Here is a 25,659-nt window from a genome sequence, read left to right as displayed (position 1 = left end):
ATCGGCATCACCGCCGTCAGCTGGATGGCTGAGCCGGATTGATCCACGCAAAACCGGGGAAGAACCGATCCTTGCTAAATTGTTTTCCGAACATCATATCGAATTGCAGCTGCCGATATTCGTTGATGGCGGAAGGGACCGCGCCTGTGCCCGTTGACCAGTCCGGCACGGCAGAGCCGTCTTTTTCCACCAGCATATGCCGGTCTATGACAGAGTAGGATGCCTGCACCTTGCCAAGAACGCCGGTGTAGAATGGGTCGGCGAAACCCGCAGTTTTCAGGACGTGGTAGGGCAGCAACGCAGGGCTGATCGTGCCGATCCTGTTATGCAATCCGGTTTTGGAGGACCAGACCACAAGCGGTGTTTCATGTTCTTTTCTCATGGTGTCGAGCGGCGCCCGGCGTGTCGCGACCATGCCTGGCATGTGGCCGCTTTCGACATAGACCTGCCCCAGCGGCGGCAGATGGTCTCCGAAGAGAACGATGACGGTCTCGCGCTCACGGTTCTTGGCCCAATCAATCAGCCGCGCAAAATTGTCGTCAGCTTCTGAAACGCCCTGCGCGTAAGTCGACAGCGCTTCTGCGGCACCATCCGAGAGCGGTCCACCCACGGACACGGTGTTTTGCCCGTATCGGTTGGGCTCGTAGGGGCCATGGCCCTGCAAGGTGACGGTGAAGAGGAACAGCGGCTTTTCCGCTGCATCCACCGTCTGCATGATTTCGGATGTCAGCGCCTCGTCGGAGGCAAACATGCCACGCTTTTCCATCGCCGGAAGTGTTTCTTCTGAGCGGAATTCCTCAAAACCAAAGGACTTGTAGACCTCGCGGCGGTTCCAGAACCAGTCCTGAAACGGATGCATGGCCATGGCGGAATAGCCTTCGGCACGGAAGAACGTTGCCAGCGAGGGAACGGGCTGGCGCACATATTGCTGATAGGGAATGCTGCCATAGGGCAGGAACGCGTTTGAAAAGCCGGTCAGTGCTTCGAACTCGACATTGGCAGTCATGCCGCCAAATTCGGGAGAGAAGATGTGGCCTGATTGCCGGCTGCGAATGTTTGGCATCGGATCGCGGGACAGCGAGACGTTGGGGAGCCGCGTCGGGTCCCAGAGCGACTCGCTCATGATCATGATGACATCCGGCCACTGACTGTGGTTGACGGCAAAAGCCGAACCATCTGAGGCGATGTCTGCAATTGTGTTTTCGCCATAGCCTGCCGGGGCTGAAACATTGGCCATGGGAATGTTGAACGCGAAGGCCATCAGAAAGCCGTTGTGCCGATAATTTTCCTTCTGGTCCCACATCATGGGAATAATGTTCAAACGGTCGCGGACCCAGGAGTTGTCAGAATATTCCATCAGCGACGCAAGGCCGGTCAGCAGCGGGACTGCGAGCGCCAAGCGAACCAGTCGTGCTCTCGCCGAAAGCGCCGGTGTGTGTTGGCGCACGAACCGCCATAGATGGATGGCACCTGCACCTGCCACGATCAAGCCGACCGCGAGCGCTACTGCCGTCAGCGGCTGGGCCTTCAGCATGGCAGGCATCAACTGCAAGATTTGACGCCCGAACAGCAGGTCGGATGGATAGAGTGGGTCGGAAAGAAAAAGCTGTTTCTGATGCGAGACGAAGGCCGTAACGAGCAGCACCGGGCCAGCGATGAGCAGCGACTGATATTGCCTGCCGAAAACGGCATCCAACGCCAACAGCGACAGGAGAATCGCGACCACGGTGGTGATGCCAGGCCGCACGGGCGAGGTGAGGAACGTGCCGACATCGTGTAGCGATCCGCGCGCGATCCACTCTACGCAGACGATCAGCAACAATGAGGCTAACGTCAGATTGACCAGCGGCTGAAGGTCGCCCGCGATGCTGGTTGGGTTGCGTGCCAACGGGTGCGAAAGGACGAGTTTCATCCTTTCGGCGACCGTTGTTTTGGGCGCCAAATTCCTCAATATTCTAACTCCGGTAGTCTGTGACGCACACGGTGAATCGGGCGTCATGAAGGTGTCATGTAACTGTCACATAAGCGGACTGAATGCGACATGAACTCTGCAAAATCCACAATCGTCCAGCATAACCTTTGCGTGAAATGCATCATGATGATGCTATGGTCGTTTTTTCGGTGACTTTAATTGCCTGCGTTGCACAGCGGGCATGACCACGGTAGACAAGTGTTATGAGCCAAATACACACCAATCCCAATGTTTTGCGAATTGCCGTCGGGCAGTTCAATCCCACAGTCGGCGATGTCTCTGGCAACCTTGCCAAGGCCCGCGAAGCCCGTGCGGACGCCGCATCGCAAGGTGCGGATCTGCTGCTCTTGTCGGAGCTTTTCATCTCCGGCTACCCACCGGAAGACTTGGTCCTAAAGCCATCCTTCCTGAAGTCTTGCCTGAAGGCGGTGGAAGAACTGGCTGCAGAAACGGCGGATGGCGGGCCGGGCGTGATCATCGGTTTCCCGCGTCAAGGTGAGACGGGGCGGCACAATTCCGTGGCGCTGCTGGATGGCGGCAAAATACTGGCACTGCGCGACAAGGTCGATCTGCCCAACTATGGCGAGTTCGACGAGAAACGTGTTTTCTCCGAAGGCTCCATTTCCGGTCCCTTCAATTTCCGGGGCGTTCGCATCGGCATTCCGATCTGCGAGGAAATCTGGAACGATCTCGGCGTTTGCGAAACGCTGGCCGAAAGCGGTGCGGAAATTCTGCTAGTGCCGAACGGCTCGCCATATTATCGCGGCAAAGTGGACGTGCGCCATCAGGTGGCCTTGCGACAAGTCATCGAAAGTGGCCTGCCGCTCGTCTTCGTCAACCAGGTCGGCGGTCAGGACGAACTGGTGTTCGATGGCGCAAGCTTTGCCTTCAATGCGGACAAGACGCTAGCCTTCCAGATGAGCCAGTTCGAATCGACGCTTTCGGTCACGGACTGGAAGCGGACCGAAAAAGGCTGGCATTGCAGCGAAGGACCGTTCTCGCAGATACCGGAAGGCGAGGAGGCTGATTACCGCGCCTGCATGCTGGGCTTCCGTGATTATGTGAACAAAAACGGCTTCAAAAGCGTCGTGCTGGGCCTCTCCGGCGGTATCGATTCGGCCATATGTGCGGCGATCGCGGTGGATGCGCTGGGTGAGGAGAGGGTGCGCTGCATCATGCTGCCCTATCGCTATACATCAGAGGATTCGTTCAAGGATGCGGCGGATTGCGCAAAGGCACTTGGATGCCGCTATGATATCGTGCCGATTGCCGATCCGGTCGATGGCTTCCTGTCTTCGCTGGCAGAACTGTTCGAAGGCACAGAAGAGGGTATTACCGAAGAGAACCTTCAGAGCCGCGCGCGCGGCACCATTCTTATGGCTGTCTCCAACAAGTTCGGCTCCATGGTCGTGACGACGGGCAACAAGTCCGAGATGTCGGTGGGTTACGCCACGCTGTACGGCGACATGAATGGCGGCTTTAACCCCATCAAGGACCTCTACAAGATGCAGGTCTACGCCATCTCCGCCTGGAGGAACAATCACGTGCCACCAACGGCGCTTGGCCCTTCCGGCGAGGTCATTCCCGCCAACATCATCTCCAAGGCGCCATCGGCTGAGCTACGTCCCAACCAGACCGATCAAGATTCGCTACCGCCCTATCCGGTGTTGGACGATATTCTGGAATGCCTGGTGGAGCAGGAAATGTCGGTGGAAGATATCGTCGCGCGTGGCCACGACATCGCAACCGTTCATCGCATCGAGCATCTGCTCTATCTGGCCGAATACAAACGCCGCCAATCCGCACCGGGCGTGAAGATCACCAAGAAGAATTTTGGTCGTGACCGGCGCTACCCGATCACCAACCGATTCAGGGATCGATGATGGAGAGTAATCGCTCGATAGACATTGAGTTTACGGACGAGGAGCGACGCTATATCGAGCTCATGTCGCTACAATCGGATAAGGTCTCTGCCTCGGCTCGCATATTATACAATGTCGTATTTTATCTTCCGGCAGTTGCTTTGGGGATTTATGGGATTTTCGATGCGAGCCTCAAGATAGTCGGTGTCGCTTTTGTAACGCTTGTCTGTAGCATGGCGTATGCTTTTACAGCAGAACTTCATGAAGCTCGCTACACGATGCTGGCCCACTCTATCTTCAGAAAAATGCGGGCGAGGATGGAAAATGCGCAGAAAAAATAATGTCGCCACCGCCTGGTAGGCAAAGTGAACTTCGAGGAGTTTTATGCGCAGTTCCGTTGAAATCTTCAACATTCGCACACGGGAAAACCGGGTGGTCTGGCAGACACCGGAACTGTTCGAAGCGCCCAACTGGTCGCCGGATGGTACGTATCTTTTGCTGAACAGCGAGGGGTTGCTCTACCGCCTGTCACTGACTGGTGATGCAGCAGTCAAGAAATTCGATACGGGTTTTGCGAGCGAGTGCAACAACGACCACGGCATTTCGCCGGATGGTTCGCTCTATGCTATTTCCGACAAGGTGGAGTTTGGCAAAAGCACGATTTACCTTCTGCCTTCTGAAGGTGGTGCGCCAAGGCTGATGACGCATAATCTGCCGTCCTACTGGCATGGCTGGTCTCCCGATGGCAAAAGCTTTGCCTATTGCGGCATTCGCGATCAGGTTTTCGATATCTATTCGATGGACGTCGAGACCGCGACCGAGACACGTCTGACCCACGGCGAGGGACGTAATGACGGACCCGATTATTCGGCGGATGGACAGTGGATTTATTTCAATTCCAGCCGTACGGGATTGATGCAGATCTGGCGCGTGCGTGTGGATGGCTCGGCGGTCGAGCGCGTCACGGACAGCCAATATGGCGACTGGTTTCCACATCCGTCACCGAGGGGTGACAAGGTGGTGTTCGTTTCCTACGACGCCGACGTTTTCGATCATCCGCGCGATCTCGATGTAAGAGTGCGGCTGATGGATGTGGATGGAAGCAATGTGGAGACGCTTTTCGAACTCTTCGGCGGGCAGGGCACAATGAATTCTCCCAATTGGTCACCTGATGGTGATGAATTCGCCTATGTCAGGTACTTTCCCGAATAGAGTTCTAAAAGCACAATAAAGCCCGACTGGAGATAGCTCCAGTCGGGCCTGATATCGGTCAGTCCATAGTTCTTAGAACACTGCGAGATACTTCAGCAGGGAAATAATACCGATGATGATTACGATTACCTGTGCGATCTGCTTCGCGCTGCCGCCAACGGGCAGGCGGTTGATCAGCCAAAGAATGAGTACGATGACCAGAAATGTGATCAGAATACTTACGAGTGCGCCTGTAGCCATATGTCCCAGCTCCTATTTATAAATCTGTAACGGTCGATCACCGTTCCGTGAGTAAAAGCACAAACGGGTATTTTGGTTCCATTGTGCAAAATGTAATTTCTGAAAATTCGAAATTAAGGAAATGGGCGTGAGCGAAGTCAGGGTAAAGAAGCGCGAGACCGGTGCTACCGCAACATTGGGGCGCAACGGTCACCCGCAGATCGCAACGCCGACCGGCGGTGCACTCGCCGTCGTCACGGCTGCGTCCGAGCCCGGTTTCAATCCGCTCGACCTGCTTTACTCCTCGCTCGCCGCCTGTCTGGTGCTGAGCGCTCGCATCGCGGCCAGCCGCATGGGGATGCTAGACCGTTTCGAAAGCGTGGAGGCGCGGGTAACCGGCGAGAAGTCCGAGGGGGAGCCGGCACGGGTCACGCATTTCGAGATGCGCCTTAAGATCATCGGCGATTTCGATGCGCAGACGAAACAGGCTATCGCTCATCAGGCCGAGGAGATTTGCACCGTCAGCAACACGTTGCGTGGTGACGCCGCGTTCGGTCTCTCCGTCGAATAATCAGCGCTGTGCCTTTTCCCATTTACGGATCAAGCGATCGCGCTTGAGTTTCGACAGGCGCTTGAGCCAGAACATGCCGTTCAACTGGTCGATCTCGTGCTGGATGCAGATGGCGTTGAAACCCTCCGCCTGCTCTTCGTGCCACTGGCCGGAGACATCCTGAAAACGCAGCGTCACCTTGGAGGGGCGCTCTACCTCTTCGGTAAAGCCCGGCATGGATACGCTGCCTTCGACGTGGCGCATGGTTTCATCAGATGTGTCCAGAATCTCTGAATTGACGTAGATTCTAACATCACCCGGTTTCAGCTCCAGCACGAAGAGGCGTTGCAGCACGCCGACATGCGCGGCAGTGATGCCGACGCCGGGGGCGGCGCGCATCGTTTCCACCAGATCCTGTGCGAGTTGCGCGAGTTCGGGCCCGAACTCAGTCACAGGCTCGCAATAGGAGCCAAGCGCCGGATGCGGGTAGAACACGATAGAACGAGTTGGCATGGGACGTTCCATTTATTCTATTCGGCTGTAAGCGAGCTCTTAAGCAGGATTTGGGAGGCAGATGCAAGGGACGATGCCTCATCCGTAAGGTCCACCCATGTTCGCTGCGTGCGCGCATCGCGCTTGACGATGGTCAGCATGCGGCCAGACAGCGCGTTGATTTCCCGCAGCACCAGGGCGTGCGCAATGCCGAGCTTATTGGAAAGGCTGCGACTGTCATTGCCGATGCCAAGGTGAACCGCTGCAACGAGCGCGGCCCCGGTGGCGTCGAGCGCAACCGGGGCCGTTTGGCTGATCTGTTCCGCAACGGCCAGAAAGCGCGCGGCGGATTGATCGTCATTCATCAGGCGGCCTCTGCCTCTGTGCGCAGGCGAACCGAGACCAGAACGGATTTCGATGTCGGCGTGAAGCTGCCTTCGCCATAGCTGTGCAACGGCACGAGAACGTTCAGTTCCGGGTAATAGCCACCGACGCTGCCTTCTGGAATGTTGTAGGGCACGAGGCGGAAGTTTTCCGCAATGCGCTCGACGCCGTCGCCATATTCACCGATGACATCCACACGCTGCTTGGCATGCGCACCCAGCTTTTCCATGTCCTTCGGGTTCATGAAAATCACCTGCCGCTCGCCATAGACGCCGCGATAGCGGTCATCCATGCCGTAGATCGTGGTGTTGTACTGATCGTGGCTGCGGAAGGTCTGCAGAACGAAGATGCCAGTTTTGGAAAGCGCTTCCTGATGGTCGGTCTTTTCAGGCAGGGCGCCCGTAAAGAAGGTGGCCTTCTTGGCAGGCGTATTCCACTCTCTTTCTGCCGCAGCATTGCGGAGATGGAAGCCACGCGGCACGCGCACACGCTCGTTGAATTCGTGGAAGCCTGGCAGCACGCGAGAGATCATATCGCGGATCAGGTCGTAATCGTCGGCCAGCTTCGCCCACTGAACGTGCTCGTTGCCGAGCGTGGCTGCCGCAATACCGGCGATGATGGCGACTTCCGAGCGCAGTTCCGGCGACGCGGGCTCGTTGATACCACCAGAGCCGTGCACCATGCTCATGGAATCTTCCACGGTCACGATTTGCGACTTACCCTGCGAGTTGCGGTCGATTTCGGTGCGGCCAAGGCAGGGCAGGATGAAGGATGTTTCGCCGGGTACCAGATGCGAATGATTGAGCTTGGTGGCGATGTTGACCGTCAGCTTCTGCTTTTCGAACGCCTTGATGATCAGCGGGCTGTCCGGTGTGGCGCGCAGGAAGTTGCCGCCCAGCGCGATGAAGGCCTGTGCCTTGCCATCCAGCATGGCGCTGATGGCTTCAACCGTGTTGTGGCCACGGTTACGCGGCATTGGCACGCCAAGTTCCTTTTCCAGCGCATCGAGCAGGGCAGGCGGGGCCTTCTCGTCGATACCAACCGTGCGGTCGCCTTGAACGTTGGAGTGGCCACGCACCGGGCAGAGGCCCGCGCCAGGACGGCCGATATTGCCGCGCAGCAGCATGAAATTGGTGATTTCTCTGATAGTAATGACCGAGTGCTTGTGCTGGGTAATGCCCATGGCCCAAGTCGCGATCACGGCATTCGACGCCATGTAGATACCAGCGGCTTCTTCGATCTGCTCGCGGGTCAGGCCGGACTGGTCGAGGATTTCTTCCCAGCTCGTCGCCTCTACGGTAGCTTTGTAAGCGTCGAACTCCACCGCATGTTCGGCAAGGAAATCATAGTCGATGACCGCAGGCTTGCCAGCCGCGCGAGCTGCGTCATCAGCCGCAAACACCGCCTTGCTCATGCCGCGCACCGCGGCCATGTCGCCGCCCTGACGTGGCTGGTAATAGTTGGTGGCAATCTTGGTGTTGCCGCCGGTGATCATTTCGATCTTGTCCTGCGGATCGGTGAAGCGTTCCAGACCCTTTTCGCGGATCGGGTTGAAGACCGCGATGCGCGCGCCACGAAGGGCCGCACGGCGCAGGTCACCCAGCATGCGCGGATGGTTGGTGCCGGGGTTTTGGCCGATGACGAAAATGGCATCCGCCTTCTCGAAATCCTCCAACAGAACCGTACCCTTGCCGACGCCGACGGAGGCCTTGAGGCCAACGCCGCTTGCCTCATGGCACATGTTGGAACAGTCAGGGAAATTGTTGGTGCCGTAGAGACGAACCATCAACTGGTAGATGAAGGCTGCCTCGTTGGAAGCGCGACCTGAGGTGTAGAACTCGGCGCGATCAGGGCTGTCGAGACTCTTCAGAACGCCGCCGATTTCAGCAAAGGCATCGTCCCAGGAAACGGGCAGATATTTGTCTGTCGCGCGGTCGTAGCGCAATGGGTCCGTCAGGCGGCCCTGCTTTTCGAGGCTGTAATCCGACCAGGTGCGGAGTTCGGACACCGTGTGGCTGGCAAAGAAGTCCGGTGGAACGCGCGCTTCAGTCGCTTCCCATGCCACGGCCTTCACGCCGTTTTCGCAGAACTCGAAGGAGGAGCCGTGCTCCGGGTCACCCCATGCGCAGCCGGGACAATCGAAACCGTCCGGCTGATTGGCCTTGAGCAGGGTTCTGGCACCGGAAATCGGAGCACCCGATTCCAGCAGGCGCTTGCCCACGCTCTTGAGTGCACCCCAGCCGCCAGCCGCGCTGGAAGCCTTTCCGATGAAATCCATCTTGCCCATTATAAGGTCTCTTTCCGATTTGTTATTTGCCGCTCGTCCGGGTGCCATCCCGGCGGTTATATTTTCGGCACTTTGCTTCAGATTCCTGCATAACTGGCATATGTCAACTCGTAACTTCATAACCACACGGGCAGGGCGATCAATTCGGCGATAGTGTTAGGCTGCGGTTAATGCATCGTCTCACGCCGGGGGCGAAAGCAGCGGGCAAAATGCAACTTATTTTGTCCTATCCTGTTGTTGACATTGTGCTTTTAACAGCCATTCTCCAGCCCTTCGCGAAGCAGGCAAATCAACCGGAAAAAGGGGCGCAACTTGACGCAATCCGACCACCATCATCCCGTGCCGGAAGATGCCAAAAGGCCCGAGATCATGGCGGACATCTATTCCGAGGACGGCTCTATCCGGTCGGATTTCCTCGCAATGGTGGGCGCGGCCATCGGCGACCGCGACGTCCTGTTTCTGCGTCAGAACGTAGCGCGGCTGCACGAATCCGAGCTGGGTGACCTGCTCGAATCCATCCAGCCTGACCAGCGTCACGCCATGGTGCGTCTGCTGGGTGCCGATTTCGACATGACTGCGCTGACCGAGGTGGATGAAGCTATCCGCCTCGATATCGTCGAGCAGATGCCGAACGACCAGATCGCTGCCGGTATCGGCGAAATGGATTCGGACGACGCCGTTTACATTCTCGAAGACATGGACCGCGAAGACCGCGAGGACATTCTTGCGCAGATGCCATTTACCGAGCGTGTCAGGTTGCTGCGTGCGCTGGATTACCCCGAAAGCTCGGCTGGTCGCCGTATGCAGACGGAATTCGTGGCCGTGCCGCCCTTCTGGACGGTCGGCCAAACCATCGATTACATGCGTGAAGAGGAAGAACTACCCGAATCCTTTTCCCAAATCTTCGTCGTCGACCCCACCTTCAAGCTGGTTGGCGCGCTTGATCTCGACCGTTTGCTGCGCTCCAAGCGGCAGGTGAAGGTCGAATCGATCATGCACGAGACTAACCATCCGATTGCAGCCGAGATGGACCAGGAGGAGGCGGCGCAGCTTTTCGAGCAGTACGACTTGCTGTCCGCAGCTGTGGTTGACGACAACGGTCGCCTCGTCGGCGTGCTCACGATCGATGACGTTGTCGACGTTATTCAGGAAGAAGCCGAGGAAGACTTGCTGCGCTTGGGCGGTGTGGGTGACGAAGAACTGTCCGACTCCATCGCGGTGACATCCCGTTCACGTGTGCCGTGGCTAGCGGTCAATCTCATCACGGCTTTCATGGCTGCTTCCGTCATCGGGCTCTTCGATGCGACGATCGAGCAGATCGTGGCGTTGGCCGTTTTGATGCCGATCGTGGCTGGAATGGGCGGCAATGCAGGCTCGCAGACCATGACGGTTTCGGTGCGCGCGCTCGCCACCAAGAATCTCGATATTCACAATGCCGCCCGAATTATCCGGCGTGAAGCTGGTGTGGGTTTGCTCAACGGCGCGCTGTTCGGTTGCGCGATCGGCGTTATCGCTGGCCTCTGGTTCAATGATGTCAATCTGGGCGGTATCATTGCGACAGCCATGCTGATCAACATGTTCGCCGCAGCGATCGCCGGCATCATCATCCCATTGCTGCTGGATAAATTTGGCGCGGACCCTGCGGTGTCATCGGCTGTCTTCGTGACCGCTGTTACCGACATCGTCGGTTTCTTTTCGTTCCTTGGCCTCGCGACCTGGTGGTTCGGCGTTTCCATCTGATGGCTTCAAAATTGACTTTTACGTGAAGGTCAATCATATTGAATTGCTAAAAGATAAAACTGGCAGGCGCGGAACGCTTCGTCATTCTATCTTGTTGTTTGAGCAACGGATATTCCGAAAACCGTGTGTTATTTTCGGTCCGATGCTCCAGAATCGGATGAAGCCTTGAACAAGTATTATAGCATCACGGAACTGACACGCGAATTTGGGGTCTCTACCCGCACACTCCGCTTCTATGAGGATGAGGGCTTGATCCATCCTGAGCGGCGGGGCCGCACGCGGCTGTTTCGCATGGCAGACCGCAGGCTCATTCAGGAAATTCTGCGCGGTCGCCGCATCGGCTTCACCATCGCTGAAATTCGCGAAATCATTCAGGTCTACAAGGAGCCGCCGGGTGAGTCCGGGCAGCTCGTTCTGTTGATGAAGAAGGTCGATGAGAAGCGCGCTGATCTCCGTCAGAAGCGCAAGGACATTGAGGAAACCTTGGCGGAGCTCGACAATGTCGAAGAGGCCTGCCTCACGCGGCTCGCCGAAATCGGCGTCGGCACCTGATCCTTATTGGATCTGGTTCGAGCATTGCGAGGCGATCTCGCCAATCTTCGACTGCTGCTCAGGCTGGAGACTGTTGGCCATCATAGGGTCGAACAGGCTTTCCGCCTGAAGCTTTTCCAGCGTACATCCGCAGAAGCTCTGGCATAGTTTCAGCCCGTTCTGCTGCTGCATGCAGCTGGCCTCGCAGCTTTTCTTATATGCCTCGACTTGATCGACCGGCGGTGGCGGGGCGATGAGGGATGCCAGATAGACGATGCCGATCAGGATCGGCTGGTGGACAATGTAAAACAGCAGGCTGTGACGCCCGAAGAAGGCAAGGACGTTCTTGCGTCCACTGGGCTTTCTGAAACGGTCCAGCCAGCCACGTGGCGTGACGAATTGCGAAACGGCAAGTCCCAGTAGAAATGGTGCGAGGAACGGCAGGAGCGGAACATAGTCGTTGGACCGGGGAGGGACGGTCGAAAGGCCGATCCATGACAGCCATATGGGGTTGAAGCTATCCGAGCTGAGATAACGAGGTGCCAGCAGCGCAAGGGCGGCGAAAACCAGCGTTACGACAAACGGAAGCCGCAAAAACAGCAAGCCAATCAGACTGGCGGCTGCGATATTGTGCAAGATACCGAAGAATATCCAGCCATCCGGTACGGCAAAATAGGTCGCGACGGAAATCAGAAGAGCCGCGCCTGCCACCATCGCAAAACGTTTGCCGAAGGACGGCCAGTGAACGCCGCGCCTATGGGCAAGGTAAAGGCTGAAACCGGCAAGAAACAGGAACGAACTCGCGATTGCGCGGGCGTAAAGCCGCCACCACCCTTGGGTCGCCGTGCCTGGATCGAGATATCCGAACATCTCCAGATCCCAGGTAAAATGGTAGCTCGCCATGGCAATCAGCGCAAAGCCGCGCAGCGTATCGAGCGCGCCGATCCTGCCCTTTGTCTTAAGTTCCGTGGGCGTTACAGGGACTTCACTCATCAATTCCGTCCTTTGCAACGGTTACAAACTGCTGGCAGCGCTTCGCCTGTGAAGTGCGTCGTTTTCATGGCATTTCACAGGTCGTCCATGATCGCGCGGCGCGCTTCCGAGAAGAACTGCCTGCGCAACAACGCCACCATGATGATGATGGTCGACGCCATGAACACGTAAGGGCTGATGAACCAGCCGAGATAACCGATGGAGAAGAAAATGGTTCTCAGGCCATCGTTGAAATTCTTCGCGGCGATGATGTTCATGCGGATGACGTTTTCGGCAGCATGTTCGGCGGCCTGCCTGTTCTCGTTCGCCTGATGCATCATGGGCATACCGCCGAAGAGAATGGTGCAGTAATTGAATAGGCGATAGGACCAGCCGAATTTGAAGAAAGCATAGCCGAACAGGCAGGTGAGGCCGATGACCTTCATTTCAAAGGCGGTGCGGCCTGCATAATGAACAAACGGCATATCCCGAAACACCGATTCGACCTGATCCGTTGCGCCTAGAAGTGCGAAGCATCCGCCGATGGCGAAAATCGACGTAGACGCGAAAAAAGCCGTTCCGTTCTGTAGTCCCGCCATGATCTGGGTGTCGATCATTTTCAGATCGCGGGTCAGCGAATTGTAAATCCACTGACGACGCCGTTCGGCCATGGCCAGGTTGAGGCTGGTGCGGCCAAATGCCGACTTCGACGTTGTGATGAGCGTGTAGGACGTCCACAGCACCAGAAAGACAATCAACGCTAGATAATCCACGGTCGTCATGATCACAGTCTATCCTTTTGGTCGCGCCCGAATCTCCCGCGCTATATTGATGCGATTTGAATGCATGGCAATCTGGATGAAAACTCATCCCTCCGTTCTTTTCCTGTTTGCGCTAACCATCCGGTAACGAACTACCGTTATTGGTGTTCGTGCACGCCGGATTTGTTTTGCGTACCGGTGTGCCATTCCCCGCTGTTGCGGAGGATTTCAATACCGCGTTTGCGCTCTGGCGTAGCGCGGTTTTTGCTTTGCGGCATTTGACAATTTTCCTGACTGAACCTACCTTATCAAGACGATCCGGCGCTTTTGCATCGAGTGGGTTTGCTGACATGTCTTGCACAATGCGGGCGGGCAAACAGGTTCCGATCCTCTACCGGGCGCGCATGGCATGATTGACCGGGAGAACGCCTCCATATCTACGAATCGTTCTCTTTTCATGTCGAATGCCCCCCGGCTTGCGCTTCAAACCGCAATGGCTGCCGGATCGTTTCATCATCCTAGCCAAATGCTGTTCGATGTCTGACGCCGCTCGCTCTGTGCTGGTGCTGGGCGGTGCGCGCTCCGGCAAATCGGCCTTTGCCGAGAATCTCGTTCTCGCGGGCAGTGGGACCGCGCATTACATCGCCACCGGTCGCGCTTGGGACGATGAGATGAAAGACCGCATTTCCCACCACCGCGACCGCCGCGGCGACGTGTGGACGACGCATGAAGAGCCGCTTGCGCTGACCGAAGTTTTGCAGCGGTTGGACGAGCCGGAGAACATCATTCTGGTCGATTGCCTGACGCTTTGGGTGACGAACCTGATGATGGAGGAGGGGCGGGATGTCGAATCGGCCTTTGCCCCTCTGGTTACGCATGCTGCGACTGCGCGGGCGCGGATTGTGTTCGTGTCCAACGAGGTTGGGCTTGGGATCGTGCCGGAGAACCGGATGGCCCGGGAATTTCGCGACCATGCAGGGCGTTTGCACCAGCAGATCGCGGCTGTGGCGGGGGAGGTTTATTTTATTGCGGCAGGGCTGCCTTTGAGGATGAAGGGGTAGGAAGGACGCTGATACATCGCGCTACATTGTGTAGCGGAATGTGCGGTCAGACCCAGTTATCGAACCCATACAACTCCTAATCATCCCCAAAACAGAGAAACAGCGTGATCCATATTCGCCCTGCGAGAGAAACGGATGCAGCAGTGCTGGCGGCCATTGGGTTGCGGGCTTGGGCGGAGGCGACTGCGGTGATTGGTGTGACGGAGGCGTTGCGGGAGAATGCGCGGTATGCTTTCGAGAATTTCACCCATGCGTCATGGGCGGCGATCACGGTGGCGGAGGCAGGCGGGGGCATTGTCGGCTGGGCGGCGCGGGAGCATTTCGACGATACGATTTCCGATTTCTGGGTCGATCCACCGCACCAGCGTCAGGGTGTCGGCGCGGCGCTTCTGGTCGAGATCGAGCGGCAGATCGTGGCGCGCAATTTCCCCTCGGCAAAGCTGGAAAGCCACGCCCAGAACGAACGTGCCGTCCAGTTTTTCCGCAAGCACGGCTACGGCGTCAGCTGGTTTTCCATGAAATACTCCACCCGGCTTGATCGGGACGTGCAATCCATCGGCCTCGAAAAGCAGTTCGTTCACATCAGCGATGACAGTTACGGCTTCGATTTTTGAACCGCATTCTCAGCCTCGATAAACAACCTCTCGGGCTATTGCGGCATGATGACGAGCGAAAGTGCGACGCCGACATGAAGGATTGCGATGGACAGTAGAATGCTGCGGAAAGGTTCCTTGCGCGTCTTGTGGCGCAGCAGGCGTTGCGCCAGGATCGCCCCAGCCGTGCCGCCCAGAAAGGCCAGCAACAACAGCGTGCTTTCGCGCACGCGCCATTCGCCATTTCGCGCCGCTTCCTTATCCCACCAGAAGACCAGGAAAACGAAGAGGTTGAATGCAATATAAGTGCCGAGGAGCAAACCGAGAATCATCATGCGCGCGATTAAACCTTGAATTGTAAGGAAATGGTATTCTCTCGCCTCGAAATCTCATGCCGATGATGCCTTTGGCGCGACAAGCCTTGCGCCACGGTGCCAATTGCTCTACCTCACCAAAGACAGACATTCCGTATATTAAGAGCTTGATATGACCCTTGTAGACGTGCGCACACCAGACCCGAAACGCTTCATTCCCGGCGCGACCGGCGATTGGGAAATCGTCATCGGCATGGAGGTTCACGCGCAGGTCCTCTCCAATTCCAAGCTGTTTTCCGGCGCTTCCACCACCTTCGGCAATGCGCCGAACTCCAACGTGTCGCTGGTGGATGCCGCCATGCCGGGCATGCTGCCCGTGATCAACGAGGAATGCGTGGCGCAGGCCGTGCGTACCGGTTTGGGCTTGAAGGCACAGATCAACAAGCGCTCCATCTTCGACCGCAAGAACTACTTTTATCCTGACCTGCCGCAGGGCTATCAGATTTCGCAGTTCAAGGACCCCATCGTCGGTGAGGGCCAGATCGTGATTTCGCTCGGACCGGACCGTCAGGGCAATTTCGAGGATATCGAAATCGGCATCGAGCGTCTGCATCTGGAGCAGGATGCAGGCAAGTCGATGCATGACCAGCATCCGACCATGTCCTATGTGGACCTGAACCGTTCCGGCGTGGCGCTGATGGAAATCGTGTCCAAGCCCGACATGCGCTCTTCCGATGAAGCCAAGGCCTATATGACCAAGCTGCGTTCCATCGTGCGCTATCTCGGCACCTGCGATGGCAACATGGACGAAGGCTCCATGCGCGCCGATGTGAACGTTTCCGTGCGCAAGCCGGGCGAGGCCTTCGGCACACGCTGCGAAATCAAGAACGTAAACTCCATCCGCTTCATCGGTCAGGCCATCGAATACGAGGCCCGTCGCCAGATCGCCATTCTGGAAGATGGCGGCTCCATCGATCAGGAAACCCGCCTGTTCGATCCCGGCAAGGGCGAGACGCGCTCCATGCGCTCCAAGGAAGACGCGCATGATTACCGCTATTTCCCCGACCCGGATTTGCTGCCGCTGGAATTTGACGATGCCTATATCGAGGCGCTGAACAAGGATTTGCCGGAACTGCCCGATGACAAGAAGGCGCGCTTCGTCAGCTCGCTCGGCCTGTCGGTCTACGATGCGTCGATCCTGGTCTCGGAAAAGGCAATTGCCGATTATTACGAGCTCGTCGCCGAGGGACGTGACGGCAAGATTGCCGCCAACTGGGTCATCAACGATCTGCTCGGCGCGCTGAACAAGGCGAGCAAGGGTATCGAGGAAACGCCTGTTTCGGCCGATCAGCTGGGCGGTATCATCGATCTCATCAAGGCAAACACCATCTCCGGCAAGATCGCCAAGGACCTGTTCGAAATCGTCTGGAACGAGGGCGGCAACCCGGCGGAGATTGTGGAAAGCCGTGGCATGAAGCAGGTCACCGACACAGGCGCCATCGAAAAGGCCGTGGACGAGATCATCGCTGCCAACCCGGATCAGGTCGAGAAGGTCAAGGCCAAGCCAACGCTGGCTGGCTGGTTCGTCGGTCAGGTCATGAAGGCCACTGGCGGCAAAGCCAACCCGCAGGCCGTGCAGGAACTGGTCAAGGCGAAGTTGGGTATCGAGGAGTAAGGCCTACTCTCGCTCCGTCATTCCGGCCTCGAGCCGGAATCCAGCGGCGGCGCGTCTGCGCTGCTAAAGAGTCTTCTGCGATCAAGGACTTGATCGCACTGGACCCCGCATCAAGTGCGGGGTGGCGGCATGAAAACCGACAGGCATTCTCAGACGGAGCAAGACGTGTTTTTCATTCGGACAGCCAATGAGCGCGATATCGAGGCGGTGAGGGCACTGCTGGCCCGAACGTGGCACGCCACCTACGATACGCTCTACGGTGCGGAAAAGACCGCAGCACTCATCGCCGACTGGCATTCTCCAGCCGCGATGAAGGAGCGTATCCAGAAAAAGGGTGGCGAGTTTCTGGTGGCGGATGACGGCAAGCGCATTGGTGGCATGGGCTATGCGGCCATGTCGACCAGGATGGTGAAAACGGCGCTGCTGCACCAGCTCTACGTCGATCCGCTGTTTCAGCGTCAGGGCATCGGGCACGATATGTTCGCCGAGCTCGAGACTTGCTTTCCCGATGCGGACATCATGCGCCTTGAGGTGGAGCCTAGGAACAAGGCCGCGATTTCGTTCTATGAGGGCGTCGGTTTCGTTGAGGTCGATCGCGTCGAACGCATGGCGGGTGTCGAGGGTTTGCCCGGCATCGTCATGGAGAAAACGCTGTCCCGATGAACACCATGGTTGAGAATCTCACCATCCGATTTGCTCGCGAGGACGACATCCCGTCGCTGGCCGCCATGTTCGCCGCCGATGATATTGGTGGTCACGGCGATACTGCTGATCGATCGGCCATGCCGGATTATCTCGCGGCTTTTCATGCCATCGAGGAATCCTCCAACGAGACGCTTTATGTGGCGGAACTGGACGGCGAGGTCGTCGGCACGTTTCAGACGGTGATTCTGACCAAGCTGGTCGGGCGCGGCGCGACGTCGATGAAGATCGAAGCGGTGCAGACTCGGGCGGATATGCGCGGTCGCGGCATCGGCGCGATCATGATCCGCCACTGCATCGAGGATGCGAGAGAGCGCGGCGTCAAAAACGTCCAGTTGATATCTAACAAGGCACGGGTGGATGCGCACCGCTTTTATCAACGGCTCGGCTTCGAGCAGCGCCATCTCGGCTTCAGCATGACGCTGAAATAGCGTCCGCAGCACGGGAAATACTGGACAATTGGCCCGTGGAGCGGCATAAGCTTTTGCTGTGCAGCGCACATCACGTCGTCGCGTTTCACTCAAGCCCGAGGAATGGATAATGAAGACTCTCCTGACGCAAATCTTCACCTGGTGGAACGGCCAGACGATTGGAACGCGCTTTCACACATGGCGTTTCGGCAAGAAGGTCGGCACGGATGAGTTGGGCAATACCTATTACGAAGGCGGCACCACATCCTGGGGCATGCCACGTCGCTGGGTCATCTACAATGGCTACGCCGAAGCCTCTGCGATCACGCCCGGCTGGCATGGCTGGATGCATTATCGCACCGACGTTCCGCCGAGCCAGGAAAACTATGCCGCTCGCGAATGGGAAAAGCCGCATGTGCCCAACCTGACCGGCACATCGAACGCCTACCGCCCGCAGGGCTCTCTGGCCGTTGCTGGCGAACGTCCACGCGTCACCGGCGACTACGATGCCTGGACGCCCGGCAACTGATCGCGGTGCGGGTCCGCCGTGAATGTGCGCTCTTCGCATTGAAACGCCACCCGCTTTCGCCACATTCCGCCTGTAGGCGTTGAGCCCGCGCCCGATGGTGCGGGAAATCTTTCTGGAGACGGTTCGACATGGGAAAATTCACGCGGGAAACCTCTTTGCGTGCACTGGCTGTTTCACTGTTTACGCTCGTGCCCATGACCGCCCTGGTCACCCCAGCCTCCGCCGCCCGAATCGAAAACCGTGTCGCCGTATTTTCCGGCATCGACAAGATCACCGGTCGCATCACGTCCTTCGATGTCTATCTGAACGAAACCGTGCAATTCGGCGCGCTTCAGGTCACTCCAAAGGTCTGCTATTCGCGAGACGATACAGAAGCGCAAAAGATCGATGCCTTCATCGAGGTCGATGAAATCACTCTCGACCGCAAGATCAAGCGCATCTTCACGGGCTGGATGTTCGCCGACAGCCCGGGCCTTAATGCCGTCGAGCACCCGATCTATGACGTCTGGCTGACGGGCTGCAAGCAGGAATCGGATGTGCCTGCGCCATCCACCGCCAGCAAGTGATCTCTGAAATCAGAATGCGAGGCTTGGCCTGCTGACGGCAGGCTCCAGCATCTTCGCGTACTCAGCCTTCGGAACATCGATTGCGCCGAACGTCTTGAGATGTTCGGTGGTGAATTGCGTGTCGAGGAGCGTGAAGCCTTTGTCGCGCAGATGCTCGACCAGATGGACGAGGCAAATCTTCGAGGCATTGGTGCGTCGGGAGAACATGCTCTCGCCGAAGAAGGCTGAGCCCAAGGACACACCGTAGAGACCGCCGACCAGCTCGTCGCCTTCCCACGCTTCGACGCTATGGGCGTGGCCGATCTCATGGAGTTCCACGTAGAGCTTGCGGATCGTCTGATTGATCCAGGTGCTGGGACGATCCGGCGCTTCTGCGGCGCAACCCGCCATCACACCCTCGAAATCCGCATCGAAGCGGATGTCGAAAGGGCGTTTGCGGATGGCCTTGGCAAGGCTTTTAGAAACGTGGAAATCATTGAGCGGGATGATGCCCCGCATCTCCGGCTCGACCCAGAAGAGTTCTGGGTCATCTGCCGAATCGGCCATGGGAAACAGGCCGATGGAGTAGGCGCGCAGCAGAATATCGACATCGATGTCGTTGTTTCTGCCGCGCCGTCCCATGTCTTACTTCGCGTCACCGGCCAGATATTTTTCCAGCCAGTGAATGTCGTAATCACCTTTCAGAATGTCTTCGTTTTGCAGAAGGTCCTGAAACAGCGGCAGGGTGGTCTTGATACCGTCTACGACGAATTCGTCGAGCGCGCGGCGAAGGCGGCGAATGCATTCGTCACGGTTGCGACCATGCACGATCAGCTTGCCGATCATGCTGTCGTAATATGGCGGTATCTTGTAGCCCTGATAGGCACCGGAATCGACGCGAACGCCGAGGCCGCCGGGTGTGTGGAAGTAGGTCAAAGTACCGGGAGACGGCACGAAGGTGCGCGGGTCCTCGGCGTTGATGCGGCATTCGATGGCATGGCCACTGAATGTCACCTGATCCTGCGTCACGGAAAGGCCCTGGCCGGAGGCAACGCGGATCTGCTCCTGCACGAGGTCCATGCCGGTGATGGCTTCCGTAACCGGATGCTCCACCTGAAGACGGGTGTTCATTTCGATGAAATAAAACTCGCCATTTTCGTACAGGAACTCGATGGTGCCGGCGCCACGATACTTCAGCTTACGCATGGCATCGGCGCAAATCTCGCCGATCTTCATCCGCTGTTCGACGGTCAGCGCCGGCGAGTTCGCTTCTTCCAGAACCTTTTGGTGGCGGCGCTGCAACGAGCAATCGCGTTCACCCAGATGGATGGCCTTGCCTTCACCATCGCCGAACACCTGAACTTCGATGTGGCGTGGCTTGCCGAGGTACTTTTCCATGTAGACGGCGTCGTTGCCGAAAGCGGCAAGCGCTTCGGAGCGGGCCGTAGAAACAGCTTCCTCGACTTCCGATTCGTCCTTGGCAACCTTCATGCCGCGTCCACCGCCGCCAGCGGTGGCCTTGATGAGAACGGGGAATCCGATCTTGCGAGCGATCTCCAGCGCGTTCTCAGGCTTTACTTCGCCGTCAGAGCCGGGAACGACGGGAATGCCGAGTTCCTGCGCCGTCTGCTTTGCCGTGATCTTGTCACCCATGATGCGGATGTGATCGGCGGTCGGTCCGATGAAGGTGATGCCGTGGGCGTCGAGAATATCGGCGAACTTGGCGTTTTCAGACAGGAAGCCGTAGCCGGGGTGAACGGCATCCGCACCGGTGATTTCGCAGGCAGCAACGATCTGGTGGATGTTGAGGTAGCTATCACGCGATGGTGGCGGCCCGATGCAGACGCTCTCATCGGCGAGGCGCACATGCATGGCATCCGCGTCAGCCGTGGAGTGGACGGCAACCGTTGGAATGCCGAGTTCCTTGGCGGCGCGCAACACGCGAAGGGCGATTTCGCCGCGATTGGCGATGAGGATCTTGGATACCATGAAATCAGCCCTTATTCGATGACCACGAGGGCTTCACCATACTCGACTGGCTGCGAGTCGTTGACGATGATTTCCGTGACCTTGCCCGACTTCGGTGCAGGGATCTGGTTCATGGTCTTCATGGCTTCAACGATCAGAAGCGTCTGGCCTTCCTTGACGGTGGCGCCGACTTCAACGAAAGGACGCGCGCCGGGGGCGGACGACAGGTAAGCCGTGCCGACCATGGGCGATGTCACGGTGTTGGCCGGGTTGCGGGCAGGTGCGGCTGGTGCAGCATTGCCGGGCGCAACTGCCGGTGCGGCAGCAGGCGCTGCTGCGGGAGCAGGGGCATACTGCGCAGGTGCGGTTGCGTAAACAGGTGCGGGCGCTGCGCGCGAAACGCGGATGCGCAGATCGTCCTGCTCGACCTCGATCTCGGAAAGGTCGGTGTCGTTGAGAATGTTCGCGAGGTCGCGGATCAGTTCCTTGTCGATACCGTTTTTCTTTTCAGACATGACAAACCCTATTTCTGATTGTTTCTTTTTATGCCGTGATATTTTTCAAGGCGTTGAGCGCCATGATGTAGCCATAAGGCCCGAAGCCGCAAATCATTCCCTTTGCAGCGGGCGCTATCATCGATTTATGGCGGAATTCCTCACGTGCGTGGATGTTGGAGATGTGAACTTCCACCACGGGCACGGAGATGGCTCTGATCGCATCATGCATGGCAATCGACGTATGGCCGTAAGCACCGGGATTGATAACGACGCCGACGGCGCGTTCTCCAGCCTCATGCAGCAGATCGACCAGCGCGCCCTCGTGGTTGGACTGATGGCACTCGACTGCAAAGCCCAGCTCTTCGCCAGCCTTGATGCAATCGTTCTCGATGTCTTTCAGCGTCTTGCCGCCATAAATGCCCGGCTCACGTTTTCCCAACATGTTGAGATTAGGTCCATTGAGGACGAAGATCGTGTTGCTCATTTGTCGTTCCGCTAAAAAATCAGCGCCACCTATAGACCGCGCGACCGCGAAGGAAAAGCCCCGAAGCGCGTAAAGCGCTGGTTGTCCTTAATCTTCTGGCGTTTATGGCGTGTTTTGAAGTGGATGACGCAATGCACTGCGCTGCGACTGACAGGGCAACGCCCTTCGACCGCAAAGGCCAAAGGGCGTTGGTTGATCGATCAATAGACGACGACGCCACGGATGCTTTCGCCGGAATGCATCATTTCGAAGCCCTTGTTGATGTCTTCAAGCGGCATGGTGTGGGTGATCATCGGGTCGATCTGGATTTTGCCTTCCATGTACCAGTCGACGATCTTCGGCACATCCGTGCGACCGCGCGCGCCACCAAAGGCGGTGCCCATCCATGTGCGGCCTGTGACGAGCTGGAAGGGACGCGTGGAAATCTCCTGACCGGCACCGGCCACGCCAATGACGACTGACTTGCCCCAGCCGCGATGCGAGGATTCCAGGGCCTGACGCATGACTTTGGTATTGCCGGTGCAATCGAATGTGTAATCCGCGCCGCCGATCTGGTCTGCACCACGCTTCGTCAGATTGACGAGGTAAGGCACGATATCATCGCCCGCATCCTTCGGATTGACGAAGTGGGTCATGCCGAAGCGTTCGCCCCATGCCTTCTTGTCATTGTTGAGATCGACACCGATGATCATGTCGGCGCCAGCGATCTTCAGGCCCTGAATGACGTTGAGGCCGATACCGCCCAAACCGAACACGATGGCGGTGGAGCCGATTTCGACCTTGGCGGTGTTGATGACGGCGCCGATACCGGTGGTGACGCCGCAACCGATGTAGCAGACCTTGTCGAACGGAGCGTCCGGGTTGATCTTGGCGACCGCGATTTCCGGCAGAACCGTGTAATTCGCGAAGGTCGAGCAGCCCATATAGTGGTGGATTTTGTCCTTGCCGATGGAAAAACGGCTGGTGCCATCCGGCATGACGCCTTGTCCCTGGGTGGAGCGGATGGCGGTGCAGAGATTGGTTTTGCGCGACAGGCAGGACGGGCATTCGCGGCACTCGGGCGTGTAAAGCGGAATGACGTGGTCGCCCTTCTTGACCGAGGTGACGCCGGGGCCGACATCGACCACAATGCCTGCGCCTTCATGACCGAGAATCGCTGGAAACAGGCCTTCTGGGTCAGCGCCCGAAAGCGTGAAATCGTCCGTGTGGCAAAGGCCGGTCGCCTTGACCTCGATCAAGACCTCGCCGGCGCGCGGGCCTTCAAGCTGTACCGTCATGATTTCGAGTGGCTTGCCTGCCTGAACAGCGACTGCGGCGCGAACGTCCATATTCGTCTCCTGATAATATTCGTTTTATTCGAAAAGACTTTTGCCCGACCTCTGCGACAGGAACAAGGGCGGTGGGCGACATTCGTCACACTTCTGCGACATCCACGATGGTTGGCCTTGCGGCGCGCCGCTCTCTCCAGATGATGAACAGGCCTGACGCGACAATGATGAAAATACCCACCCATTTCGACGCCGTGGGGAAATCGGCAAACAGCACATAGCCCAACACAGTTGCCGAAATGATCTCGAAATATTGAAAGGGTGCCAGAAGCGATACCGGCGCGAGACGGAAGGCCTTGACGACGAGAAGGTGCATGTAGCCGGAAATGGAGCCGAGCAGCACCAGAAGCACGAGGCCGTGGCCCCACCCGGGCAGCGACATTTCGAAATTCACATCTCCAAACCCGTGGCCGATCAAAAGAGCTGCGCCCATGAAAATCGTACCGGCGATACCCGCCATCGTTTGCATGACCAGCGGGCTATCGGCATCGCCCATGGCGCGGTTGAGGAAGAGGTAGAGTGTAAAGAGGAAGGCGCAGGCAACGGGGAGAAGCGAGGTCCAGCCGAAAACCTCGAAGCTCGGCTGAATGACGATCATCGCACCGATGAAGCCGACAGCAATCGCGCTCCAGCGCATCCAGCCGACTTTTTCGCCCAGAAACAGCGCGGACATCATGGTCAGCAGGAAGGGTTCGACGAAATAGATGGCGAAGACATCGGCCAGCGGCATGTATTTGACGGCAGCGAAGAAGGCGAGGCTCGCGGCGGCATGCAACACTCCGCGCAACAGGTTGAGCCATGGCCGTTTGGCGGAAAGCAGTGCACGAGGCGACATGATTAGCAGCAGGGGCAGGGTGCAGACGAGCTGGAAGAAGAAGCGATAGAACGTCACCTGAGCCGGTGACATGCCTTCGCTGGTGGCCATATATTTGGCAATGGCATCCATGACTGGCAGCACGATCATGCATGTCGCCATGATGAGCATGCCTTTGAGCGCCGCAGAGCCAGTTGCCGAATTGTTCACATGATCACCCTTTGTTCCCCGTCGCGATCTTGATCAGAGTCGCGAGAGGATGGCAACCGGCATCACGTATGGAAAGGCCCGCCGAGAGGCGGGCCGAATGCGTAACGATCCATGAAATGACGAAGTGCCGTTACTTGTCGCGGGTGACGGCCATTTCACCGAAGATGCGGGCCATTTCCTTCTGAACATCGCTATCGGCAGCGCCATCCGATACGGGCGGCGAGACGGTCTGCTGCGGTTCTGTCGGCCATGTCGGCTCGATATTAATTTTGGGTCTGATGTCGGAGGTGATATCAGGCGTGGCAGCGGCGTTCTTGGCAATTTCAGCCTCGAGGAAGCTCTCGAAATCGCTGGTCAGCTGATCGCCGAAGACGGGACCGTTATCGCCGGGTGCCAGCGGCTCCGGCTTGGCAATCGAGGCTGTGGCTGCGATGGGTGCGGCAGTGGTGAATGTGGGCAGGACGCGTTCGCGGGCGGCATCCAGAAAGTCTCCCGCATTGTTCTGGTCGATGAACGGTTCTCTGGAAGCGACCGGCTCTGGCGCGGCGTCAGGTGCGACCGCAGCGGGCTGGGGTGGAGCGACCGGAGGCTGCTTCACGACTGGCTCGACGGCGAGCGATGCTGCGGTTACGGCTGGTACGATGGGTGCTGTCATTGCAGGTGCAATCGGCTCCTTGGCAACGACGCGCGGGGCGGGAGCCACTGGCAGCGCAGGACGCGAAGGGGCGGCGACCGGCTGGGCTGCTGTCACAGGTGGGGATGGTGGTGTGACTGGCCGAGGTGCTGGTGCCGGCGTCGGTGCAGGCCTTGGGCTTGCCACAGGCGCGGGTGGCTGGACGGCGGCTGGGGCTGGGCGCAATTCGGGCTGTGGTGCCGGTGCTGCCGCAGGAATGGACGGTGCGGGACGGCTTTCCTCTTCCTTCACGGTGGGAAGCGCACGCGTGCGGCTCGGCGGAATTGCTTTTTCGGCTGGTGGCGCTGGCAGCATGTCGTCCTGCGGGTCGCGCACGTCCTTCATGAAGGGAATGGCGCCAATGCCGCTTTCAATGACGATATCGGTCGGGCCGCCGATCATGACGAGGTGTTCGACATTGTCGCGGCGCACCAGCACCAACCTGCGCCGGGCATCCACAGCTGCGGCATCCAGCACCTGCAAGCGCGGTTGACGGGTTTTACCACCACGAATGAAAGGCGACGAGCCGCCGCGTCTGCGAATGAGCCACAGGACGATGGCCAAAGCCAGAAGTGCCACGCCGACACCAACAACAGCAACGATGAGGTTGTTGCCATATGTGCCGATAAAATCTTCCATCATCGAGCCAGTCCCTCTTGCATTTTGTGGGGCAAATGATTGCCTTGTCTGAATTTTTCAAGCCGGTTGAAGCGAAAAGACGATTTTTTTCCGTCAAGTACAAGTTTTTATGCTGCGTGCGCCACCAAATTGCGGTGCGTTTCAATCAGCGACAACGTTTTGACGTGGCAAAGGTGCCACGCAGGCAGCCATATCGCATCCAAAACCTTGCATTCGCTGTGTATTGACAAAGGTT

The 25,659-nt window shown here is 57.8% G+C and carries 28 protein-coding genes; 13 read left to right on the top strand and 15 right to left on the bottom strand.

Annotation, left to right across the window (positions count from 1 at the left end; translation table 11 throughout):
- Positions 1–16: 16 nt before the first annotated feature.
- Entirely contained in the window at positions 17–1,912 is a 1,896-nt protein-coding gene (locus HRR99_RS07965) for an LTA synthase family protein (protein ID WP_233121049.1), read from the bottom strand.
- Between the two features lie 263 nt (positions 1,913–2,175).
- On the opposite strand from HRR99_RS07965, the gene HRR99_RS07960 reads away from it, so the two are divergent.
- The 3 genes from HRR99_RS07960 to HRR99_RS07950 are packed head-to-tail and all read left to right on the top strand — an operon-like array spanning position 2,176 to position 5,046.
- Positions 2,176–3,855, top strand: coding sequence for an NAD+ synthase (locus HRR99_RS07960; protein WP_233121047.1), 1,680 nt, complete (start codon positions 2,176–2,178; stop codon positions 3,853–3,855).
- Positions 3,855–4,175: a hypothetical protein gene (locus tag HRR99_RS07955; RefSeq protein ID WP_233121046.1), complete on the top strand. Its 321-nt coding sequence runs from the start codon at positions 3,855–3,857 to the stop codon at positions 4,173–4,175. Before HRR99_RS07960 ends, HRR99_RS07955 begins: the two co-directional genes overlap by 1 nt.
- Positions 4,176–4,218: 43 nt before the next feature.
- Positions 4,219–5,046 (top strand): TolB family protein, encoded by an 828-nt coding sequence (locus HRR99_RS07950; RefSeq protein ID WP_233121044.1) that lies wholly within the window; start codon positions 4,219–4,221, stop codon positions 5,044–5,046.
- Positions 5,047–5,118: 72 nt separating this feature from the next.
- Here HRR99_RS07950 and HRR99_RS07945 read toward each other — a convergent pair whose 3' ends face one another.
- Positions 5,119–5,286, bottom strand: a complete 168-nt coding sequence (locus HRR99_RS07945; protein WP_103088505.1) for a Thivi_2564 family membrane protein — start codon at positions 5,284–5,286, stop codon at positions 5,119–5,121.
- A gap of 127 nt (positions 5,287–5,413) precedes the next feature.
- Here HRR99_RS07945 and HRR99_RS07940 point away from each other — a divergent pair, with 127 nt between their 5' ends.
- Complete coding sequence (locus HRR99_RS07940) at positions 5,414–5,836, top strand: OsmC family protein (protein ID WP_233121042.1); 423 nt, start codon at positions 5,414–5,416, stop codon at positions 5,834–5,836.
- Here the strand turns inward: HRR99_RS07940 and HRR99_RS07935 are convergent, their stop codons facing one another.
- From HRR99_RS07935 to HRR99_RS07925, 3 genes are read right to left on the bottom strand one after another with little or no spacing between them, the layout of a single operon-like run.
- Complete coding sequence (locus HRR99_RS07935) at positions 5,837–6,328, bottom strand: peptide deformylase (RefSeq protein WP_233121041.1); 492 nt, start codon at positions 6,326–6,328, stop codon at positions 5,837–5,839.
- A gap of 17 nt (positions 6,329–6,345) precedes the next feature.
- Positions 6,346–6,672 (bottom strand): hypothetical protein, encoded by a 327-nt coding sequence (locus tag HRR99_RS07930; protein ID WP_233121039.1) that lies wholly within the window; start codon positions 6,670–6,672, stop codon positions 6,346–6,348.
- Positions 6,672–8,978, bottom strand: a complete 2,307-nt coding sequence (locus HRR99_RS07925; RefSeq protein ID WP_233121037.1) for an FdhF/YdeP family oxidoreductase — start codon at positions 8,976–8,978, stop codon at positions 6,672–6,674. The genes HRR99_RS07930 and HRR99_RS07925 overlap by 1 nt, the downstream gene beginning before the upstream one ends.
- Before the next feature lie 369 nt (positions 8,979–9,347).
- On the opposite strand from HRR99_RS07925, the gene mgtE reads away from it, so the two are divergent.
- A complete protein-coding gene (mgtE, locus tag HRR99_RS07920; protein WP_233123454.1) occupies positions 9,348–10,718 on the top strand; it encodes a magnesium transporter in 1,371 nt (456 codons plus the stop codon).
- 165 nt (positions 10,719–10,883) lie between these two features.
- Positions 10,884–11,270 carry a MerR family transcriptional regulator gene (locus HRR99_RS07915; RefSeq protein ID WP_111838475.1) on the top strand — a complete coding sequence of 129 codons (387 nt, stop codon included), beginning with the start codon at positions 10,884–10,886 and terminating at the stop codon, positions 11,268–11,270.
- A gap of 3 nt (positions 11,271–11,273) precedes the next feature.
- Here the strand turns inward: HRR99_RS07915 and HRR99_RS07910 are convergent, their stop codons facing one another.
- Together HRR99_RS07910 and HRR99_RS07905 are read right to left on the bottom strand one after the other, a co-directional pair.
- Positions 11,274–12,242: an acetyltransferase domain-containing protein gene (locus HRR99_RS07910; protein WP_233121035.1), complete on the bottom strand. Its 969-nt coding sequence runs from the start codon at positions 12,240–12,242 to the stop codon at positions 11,274–11,276.
- 74 nt (positions 12,243–12,316) lie between these two features.
- Positions 12,317–13,003: a DUF599 domain-containing protein gene (locus HRR99_RS07905; RefSeq protein WP_111838261.1), complete on the bottom strand. Its 687-nt coding sequence runs from the start codon at positions 13,001–13,003 to the stop codon at positions 12,317–12,319.
- A gap of 515 nt (positions 13,004–13,518) precedes the next feature.
- Here HRR99_RS07905 and cobU point away from each other — a divergent pair.
- Together cobU and HRR99_RS07895 are read left to right on the top strand one after the other, a co-directional pair.
- Complete coding sequence (gene cobU, locus HRR99_RS07900) at positions 13,519–14,043, top strand: bifunctional adenosylcobinamide kinase/adenosylcobinamide-phosphate guanylyltransferase (protein ID WP_233121033.1); 525 nt, start codon at positions 13,519–13,521, stop codon at positions 14,041–14,043.
- A gap of 104 nt (positions 14,044–14,147) precedes the next feature.
- Positions 14,148–14,657, top strand: coding sequence for a GNAT family N-acetyltransferase (locus tag HRR99_RS07895; RefSeq protein ID WP_111838477.1), 510 nt, complete (start codon positions 14,148–14,150; stop codon positions 14,655–14,657).
- Between the two features lie 35 nt (positions 14,658–14,692).
- Here HRR99_RS07895 and HRR99_RS07890 read toward each other — a convergent pair whose 3' ends face one another.
- The gene (locus HRR99_RS07890) at positions 14,693–14,971 is read right to left on the bottom strand and encodes a DUF1294 domain-containing protein (RefSeq protein WP_233123405.1); all 279 of its coding nucleotides are present in this window, start codon (positions 14,969–14,971) and stop codon (positions 14,693–14,695) included.
- Positions 14,972–15,122: 151 nt separating this feature from the next.
- Between HRR99_RS07890 and gatB the strand changes: the two genes are divergently transcribed.
- From gatB to HRR99_RS07865, 5 genes are all read left to right on the top strand, one after another.
- On the top strand, positions 15,123–16,625 hold the full coding sequence (gatB, locus tag HRR99_RS07885) for an Asp-tRNA(Asn)/Glu-tRNA(Gln) amidotransferase subunit GatB (RefSeq protein ID WP_233123404.1): 1,503 nt from the start codon (positions 15,123–15,125) through the stop codon (positions 16,623–16,625).
- Between the two features lie 165 nt (positions 16,626–16,790).
- Positions 16,791–17,288, top strand: a complete 498-nt coding sequence (locus HRR99_RS07880) for a GNAT family N-acetyltransferase (RefSeq protein ID WP_233123403.1) — start codon at positions 16,791–16,793, stop codon at positions 17,286–17,288.
- Positions 17,289–17,293: 5 nt separating this feature from the next.
- Complete coding sequence (locus HRR99_RS07875) at positions 17,294–17,758, top strand: GNAT family N-acetyltransferase (protein WP_422387302.1); 465 nt, start codon at positions 17,294–17,296, stop codon at positions 17,756–17,758.
- A 109-nt stretch (positions 17,759–17,867) separates the two neighbouring features.
- Positions 17,868–18,266, top strand: coding sequence for an NADH:ubiquinone oxidoreductase subunit NDUFA12 (locus HRR99_RS07870; protein WP_233123401.1), 399 nt, complete (start codon positions 17,868–17,870; stop codon positions 18,264–18,266).
- Positions 18,267–18,394: 128 nt separating this feature from the next.
- Positions 18,395–18,832, top strand: coding sequence for a DUF2155 domain-containing protein (locus tag HRR99_RS07865; RefSeq protein WP_233123400.1), 438 nt, complete (start codon positions 18,395–18,397; stop codon positions 18,830–18,832).
- A 9-nt stretch (positions 18,833–18,841) separates the two neighbouring features.
- Here HRR99_RS07865 and aat read toward each other — a convergent pair whose 3' ends face one another.
- From aat to HRR99_RS07830, 7 genes are all read right to left on the bottom strand, one after another.
- Entirely contained in the window at positions 18,842–19,453 is a 612-nt protein-coding gene (aat, locus tag HRR99_RS07860) for a leucyl/phenylalanyl-tRNA--protein transferase (protein ID WP_233123399.1), read from the bottom strand.
- Between the two features lie 3 nt (positions 19,454–19,456).
- Positions 19,457–20,800, bottom strand: a complete 1,344-nt coding sequence (gene accC, locus HRR99_RS07855; protein ID WP_111838269.1) for an acetyl-CoA carboxylase biotin carboxylase subunit — start codon at positions 20,798–20,800, stop codon at positions 19,457–19,459.
- Positions 20,801–20,811: 11 nt separating this feature from the next.
- On the bottom strand, positions 20,812–21,294 hold the full coding sequence (accB, locus tag HRR99_RS07850) for an acetyl-CoA carboxylase biotin carboxyl carrier protein (RefSeq protein WP_111838270.1): 483 nt from the start codon (positions 21,292–21,294) through the stop codon (positions 20,812–20,814).
- A 28-nt stretch (positions 21,295–21,322) separates the two neighbouring features.
- Positions 21,323–21,760: a type II 3-dehydroquinate dehydratase gene (gene aroQ, locus HRR99_RS07845; RefSeq protein WP_111838271.1), complete on the bottom strand. Its 438-nt coding sequence runs from the start codon at positions 21,758–21,760 to the stop codon at positions 21,323–21,325.
- 200 nt (positions 21,761–21,960) lie between these two features.
- The gene (locus HRR99_RS07840) at positions 21,961–23,088 is read right to left on the bottom strand and encodes an S-(hydroxymethyl)glutathione dehydrogenase/class III alcohol dehydrogenase (protein ID WP_233123398.1); all 1,128 of its coding nucleotides are present in this window, start codon (positions 23,086–23,088) and stop codon (positions 21,961–21,963) included.
- An 85-nt stretch (positions 23,089–23,173) separates the two neighbouring features.
- On the bottom strand, positions 23,174–24,073 hold the full coding sequence (locus HRR99_RS07835; protein WP_233123453.1) for a DMT family transporter: 900 nt from the start codon (positions 24,071–24,073) through the stop codon (positions 23,174–23,176).
- A gap of 169 nt (positions 24,074–24,242) precedes the next feature.
- A complete protein-coding gene (locus HRR99_RS07830) occupies positions 24,243–25,427 on the bottom strand; it encodes a flagellar biosynthetic protein FliO (protein WP_233123397.1) in 1,185 nt (394 codons plus the stop codon).
- Between the last annotated feature and the right edge of the window lie 232 nt (positions 25,428–25,659).

Source organism: Agrobacterium vaccinii (assembly GCF_021310995.1).
In the GTDB taxonomy this organism is placed as follows: domain Bacteria; phylum Pseudomonadota; class Alphaproteobacteria; order Rhizobiales; family Rhizobiaceae; genus Agrobacterium; species Agrobacterium vaccinii.
This window is presented reverse-complemented; position numbering and strand designations above follow the sequence as displayed.

Coding starts and splice junctions, on each gene's coding strand:
- HRR99_RS07835 (WP_233123453.1), bottom strand. CDS start 24,073: ATGCTCATCATGGCGACATGCATGATCGTGCTGCCAGTCATGGATGCC.
- HRR99_RS07910 (WP_233121035.1), bottom strand. CDS start 12,242: ATGAGTGAAGTCCCTGTAACGCCCACGGAACTTAAGACAAAGGGCAGG.
- accC (WP_111838269.1), bottom strand. CDS start 20,800: ATGGTATCCAAGATCCTCATCGCCAATCGCGGCGAAATCGCCCTTCGC.
- aat (WP_233123399.1), bottom strand. CDS start 19,453: ATGGGACGGCGCGGCAGAAACAACGACATCGATGTCGATATTCTGCTG.
- HRR99_RS07830 (WP_233123397.1), bottom strand. CDS start 25,427: ATGATGGAAGATTTTATCGGCACATATGGCAACAACCTCATCGTTGCT.
- HRR99_RS07925 (WP_233121037.1), bottom strand. CDS start 8,978: ATGGGCAAGATGGATTTCATCGGAAAGGCTTCCAGCGCGGCTGGCGGC.
- gatB (WP_233123404.1), top strand. CDS start 15,123: ATGACCCTTGTAGACGTGCGCACACCAGACCCGAAACGCTTCATTCCC.
- HRR99_RS07905 (WP_111838261.1), bottom strand. CDS start 13,003: ATGACGACCGTGGATTATCTAGCGTTGATTGTCTTTCTGGTGCTGTGG.
- accB (WP_111838270.1), bottom strand. CDS start 21,294: ATGTCTGAAAAGAAAAACGGTATCGACAAGGAACTGATCCGCGACCTC.
- HRR99_RS07865 (WP_233123400.1), top strand. CDS start 18,395: ATGGGAAAATTCACGCGGGAAACCTCTTTGCGTGCACTGGCTGTTTCA.
- HRR99_RS07960 (WP_233121047.1), top strand. CDS start 2,176: ATGAGCCAAATACACACCAATCCCAATGTTTTGCGAATTGCCGTCGGG.
- aroQ (WP_111838271.1), bottom strand. CDS start 21,760: ATGAGCAACACGATCTTCGTCCTCAATGGACCTAATCTCAACATGTTG.
- cobU (WP_233121033.1), top strand. CDS start 13,519: ATGTCTGACGCCGCTCGCTCTGTGCTGGTGCTGGGCGGTGCGCGCTCC.
- mgtE (WP_233123454.1), top strand. CDS start 9,348: ATGGCGGACATCTATTCCGAGGACGGCTCTATCCGGTCGGATTTCCTC.
- HRR99_RS07870 (WP_233123401.1), top strand. CDS start 17,868: ATGAAGACTCTCCTGACGCAAATCTTCACCTGGTGGAACGGCCAGACG.
- HRR99_RS07950 (WP_233121044.1), top strand. CDS start 4,219: ATGCGCAGTTCCGTTGAAATCTTCAACATTCGCACACGGGAAAACCGG.
- HRR99_RS07875 (WP_422387302.1), top strand. CDS start 17,294: ATGGTTGAGAATCTCACCATCCGATTTGCTCGCGAGGACGACATCCCG.
- HRR99_RS07955 (WP_233121046.1), top strand. CDS start 3,855: ATGGAGAGTAATCGCTCGATAGACATTGAGTTTACGGACGAGGAGCGA.
- HRR99_RS07935 (WP_233121041.1), bottom strand. CDS start 6,328: ATGCCAACTCGTTCTATCGTGTTCTACCCGCATCCGGCGCTTGGCTCC.
- HRR99_RS07890 (WP_233123405.1), bottom strand. CDS start 14,971: ATGATGATTCTCGGTTTGCTCCTCGGCACTTATATTGCATTCAACCTC.
- HRR99_RS07840 (WP_233123398.1), bottom strand. CDS start 23,088: ATGGACGTTCGCGCCGCAGTCGCTGTTCAGGCAGGCAAGCCACTCGAA.
- HRR99_RS07930 (WP_233121039.1), bottom strand. CDS start 6,672: ATGAATGACGATCAATCCGCCGCGCGCTTTCTGGCCGTTGCGGAACAG.
- HRR99_RS07965 (WP_233121049.1), bottom strand. CDS start 1,912: ATGAAACTCGTCCTTTCGCACCCGTTGGCACGCAACCCAACCAGCATC.
- HRR99_RS07945 (WP_103088505.1), bottom strand. CDS start 5,286: ATGGCTACAGGCGCACTCGTAAGTATTCTGATCACATTTCTGGTCATC.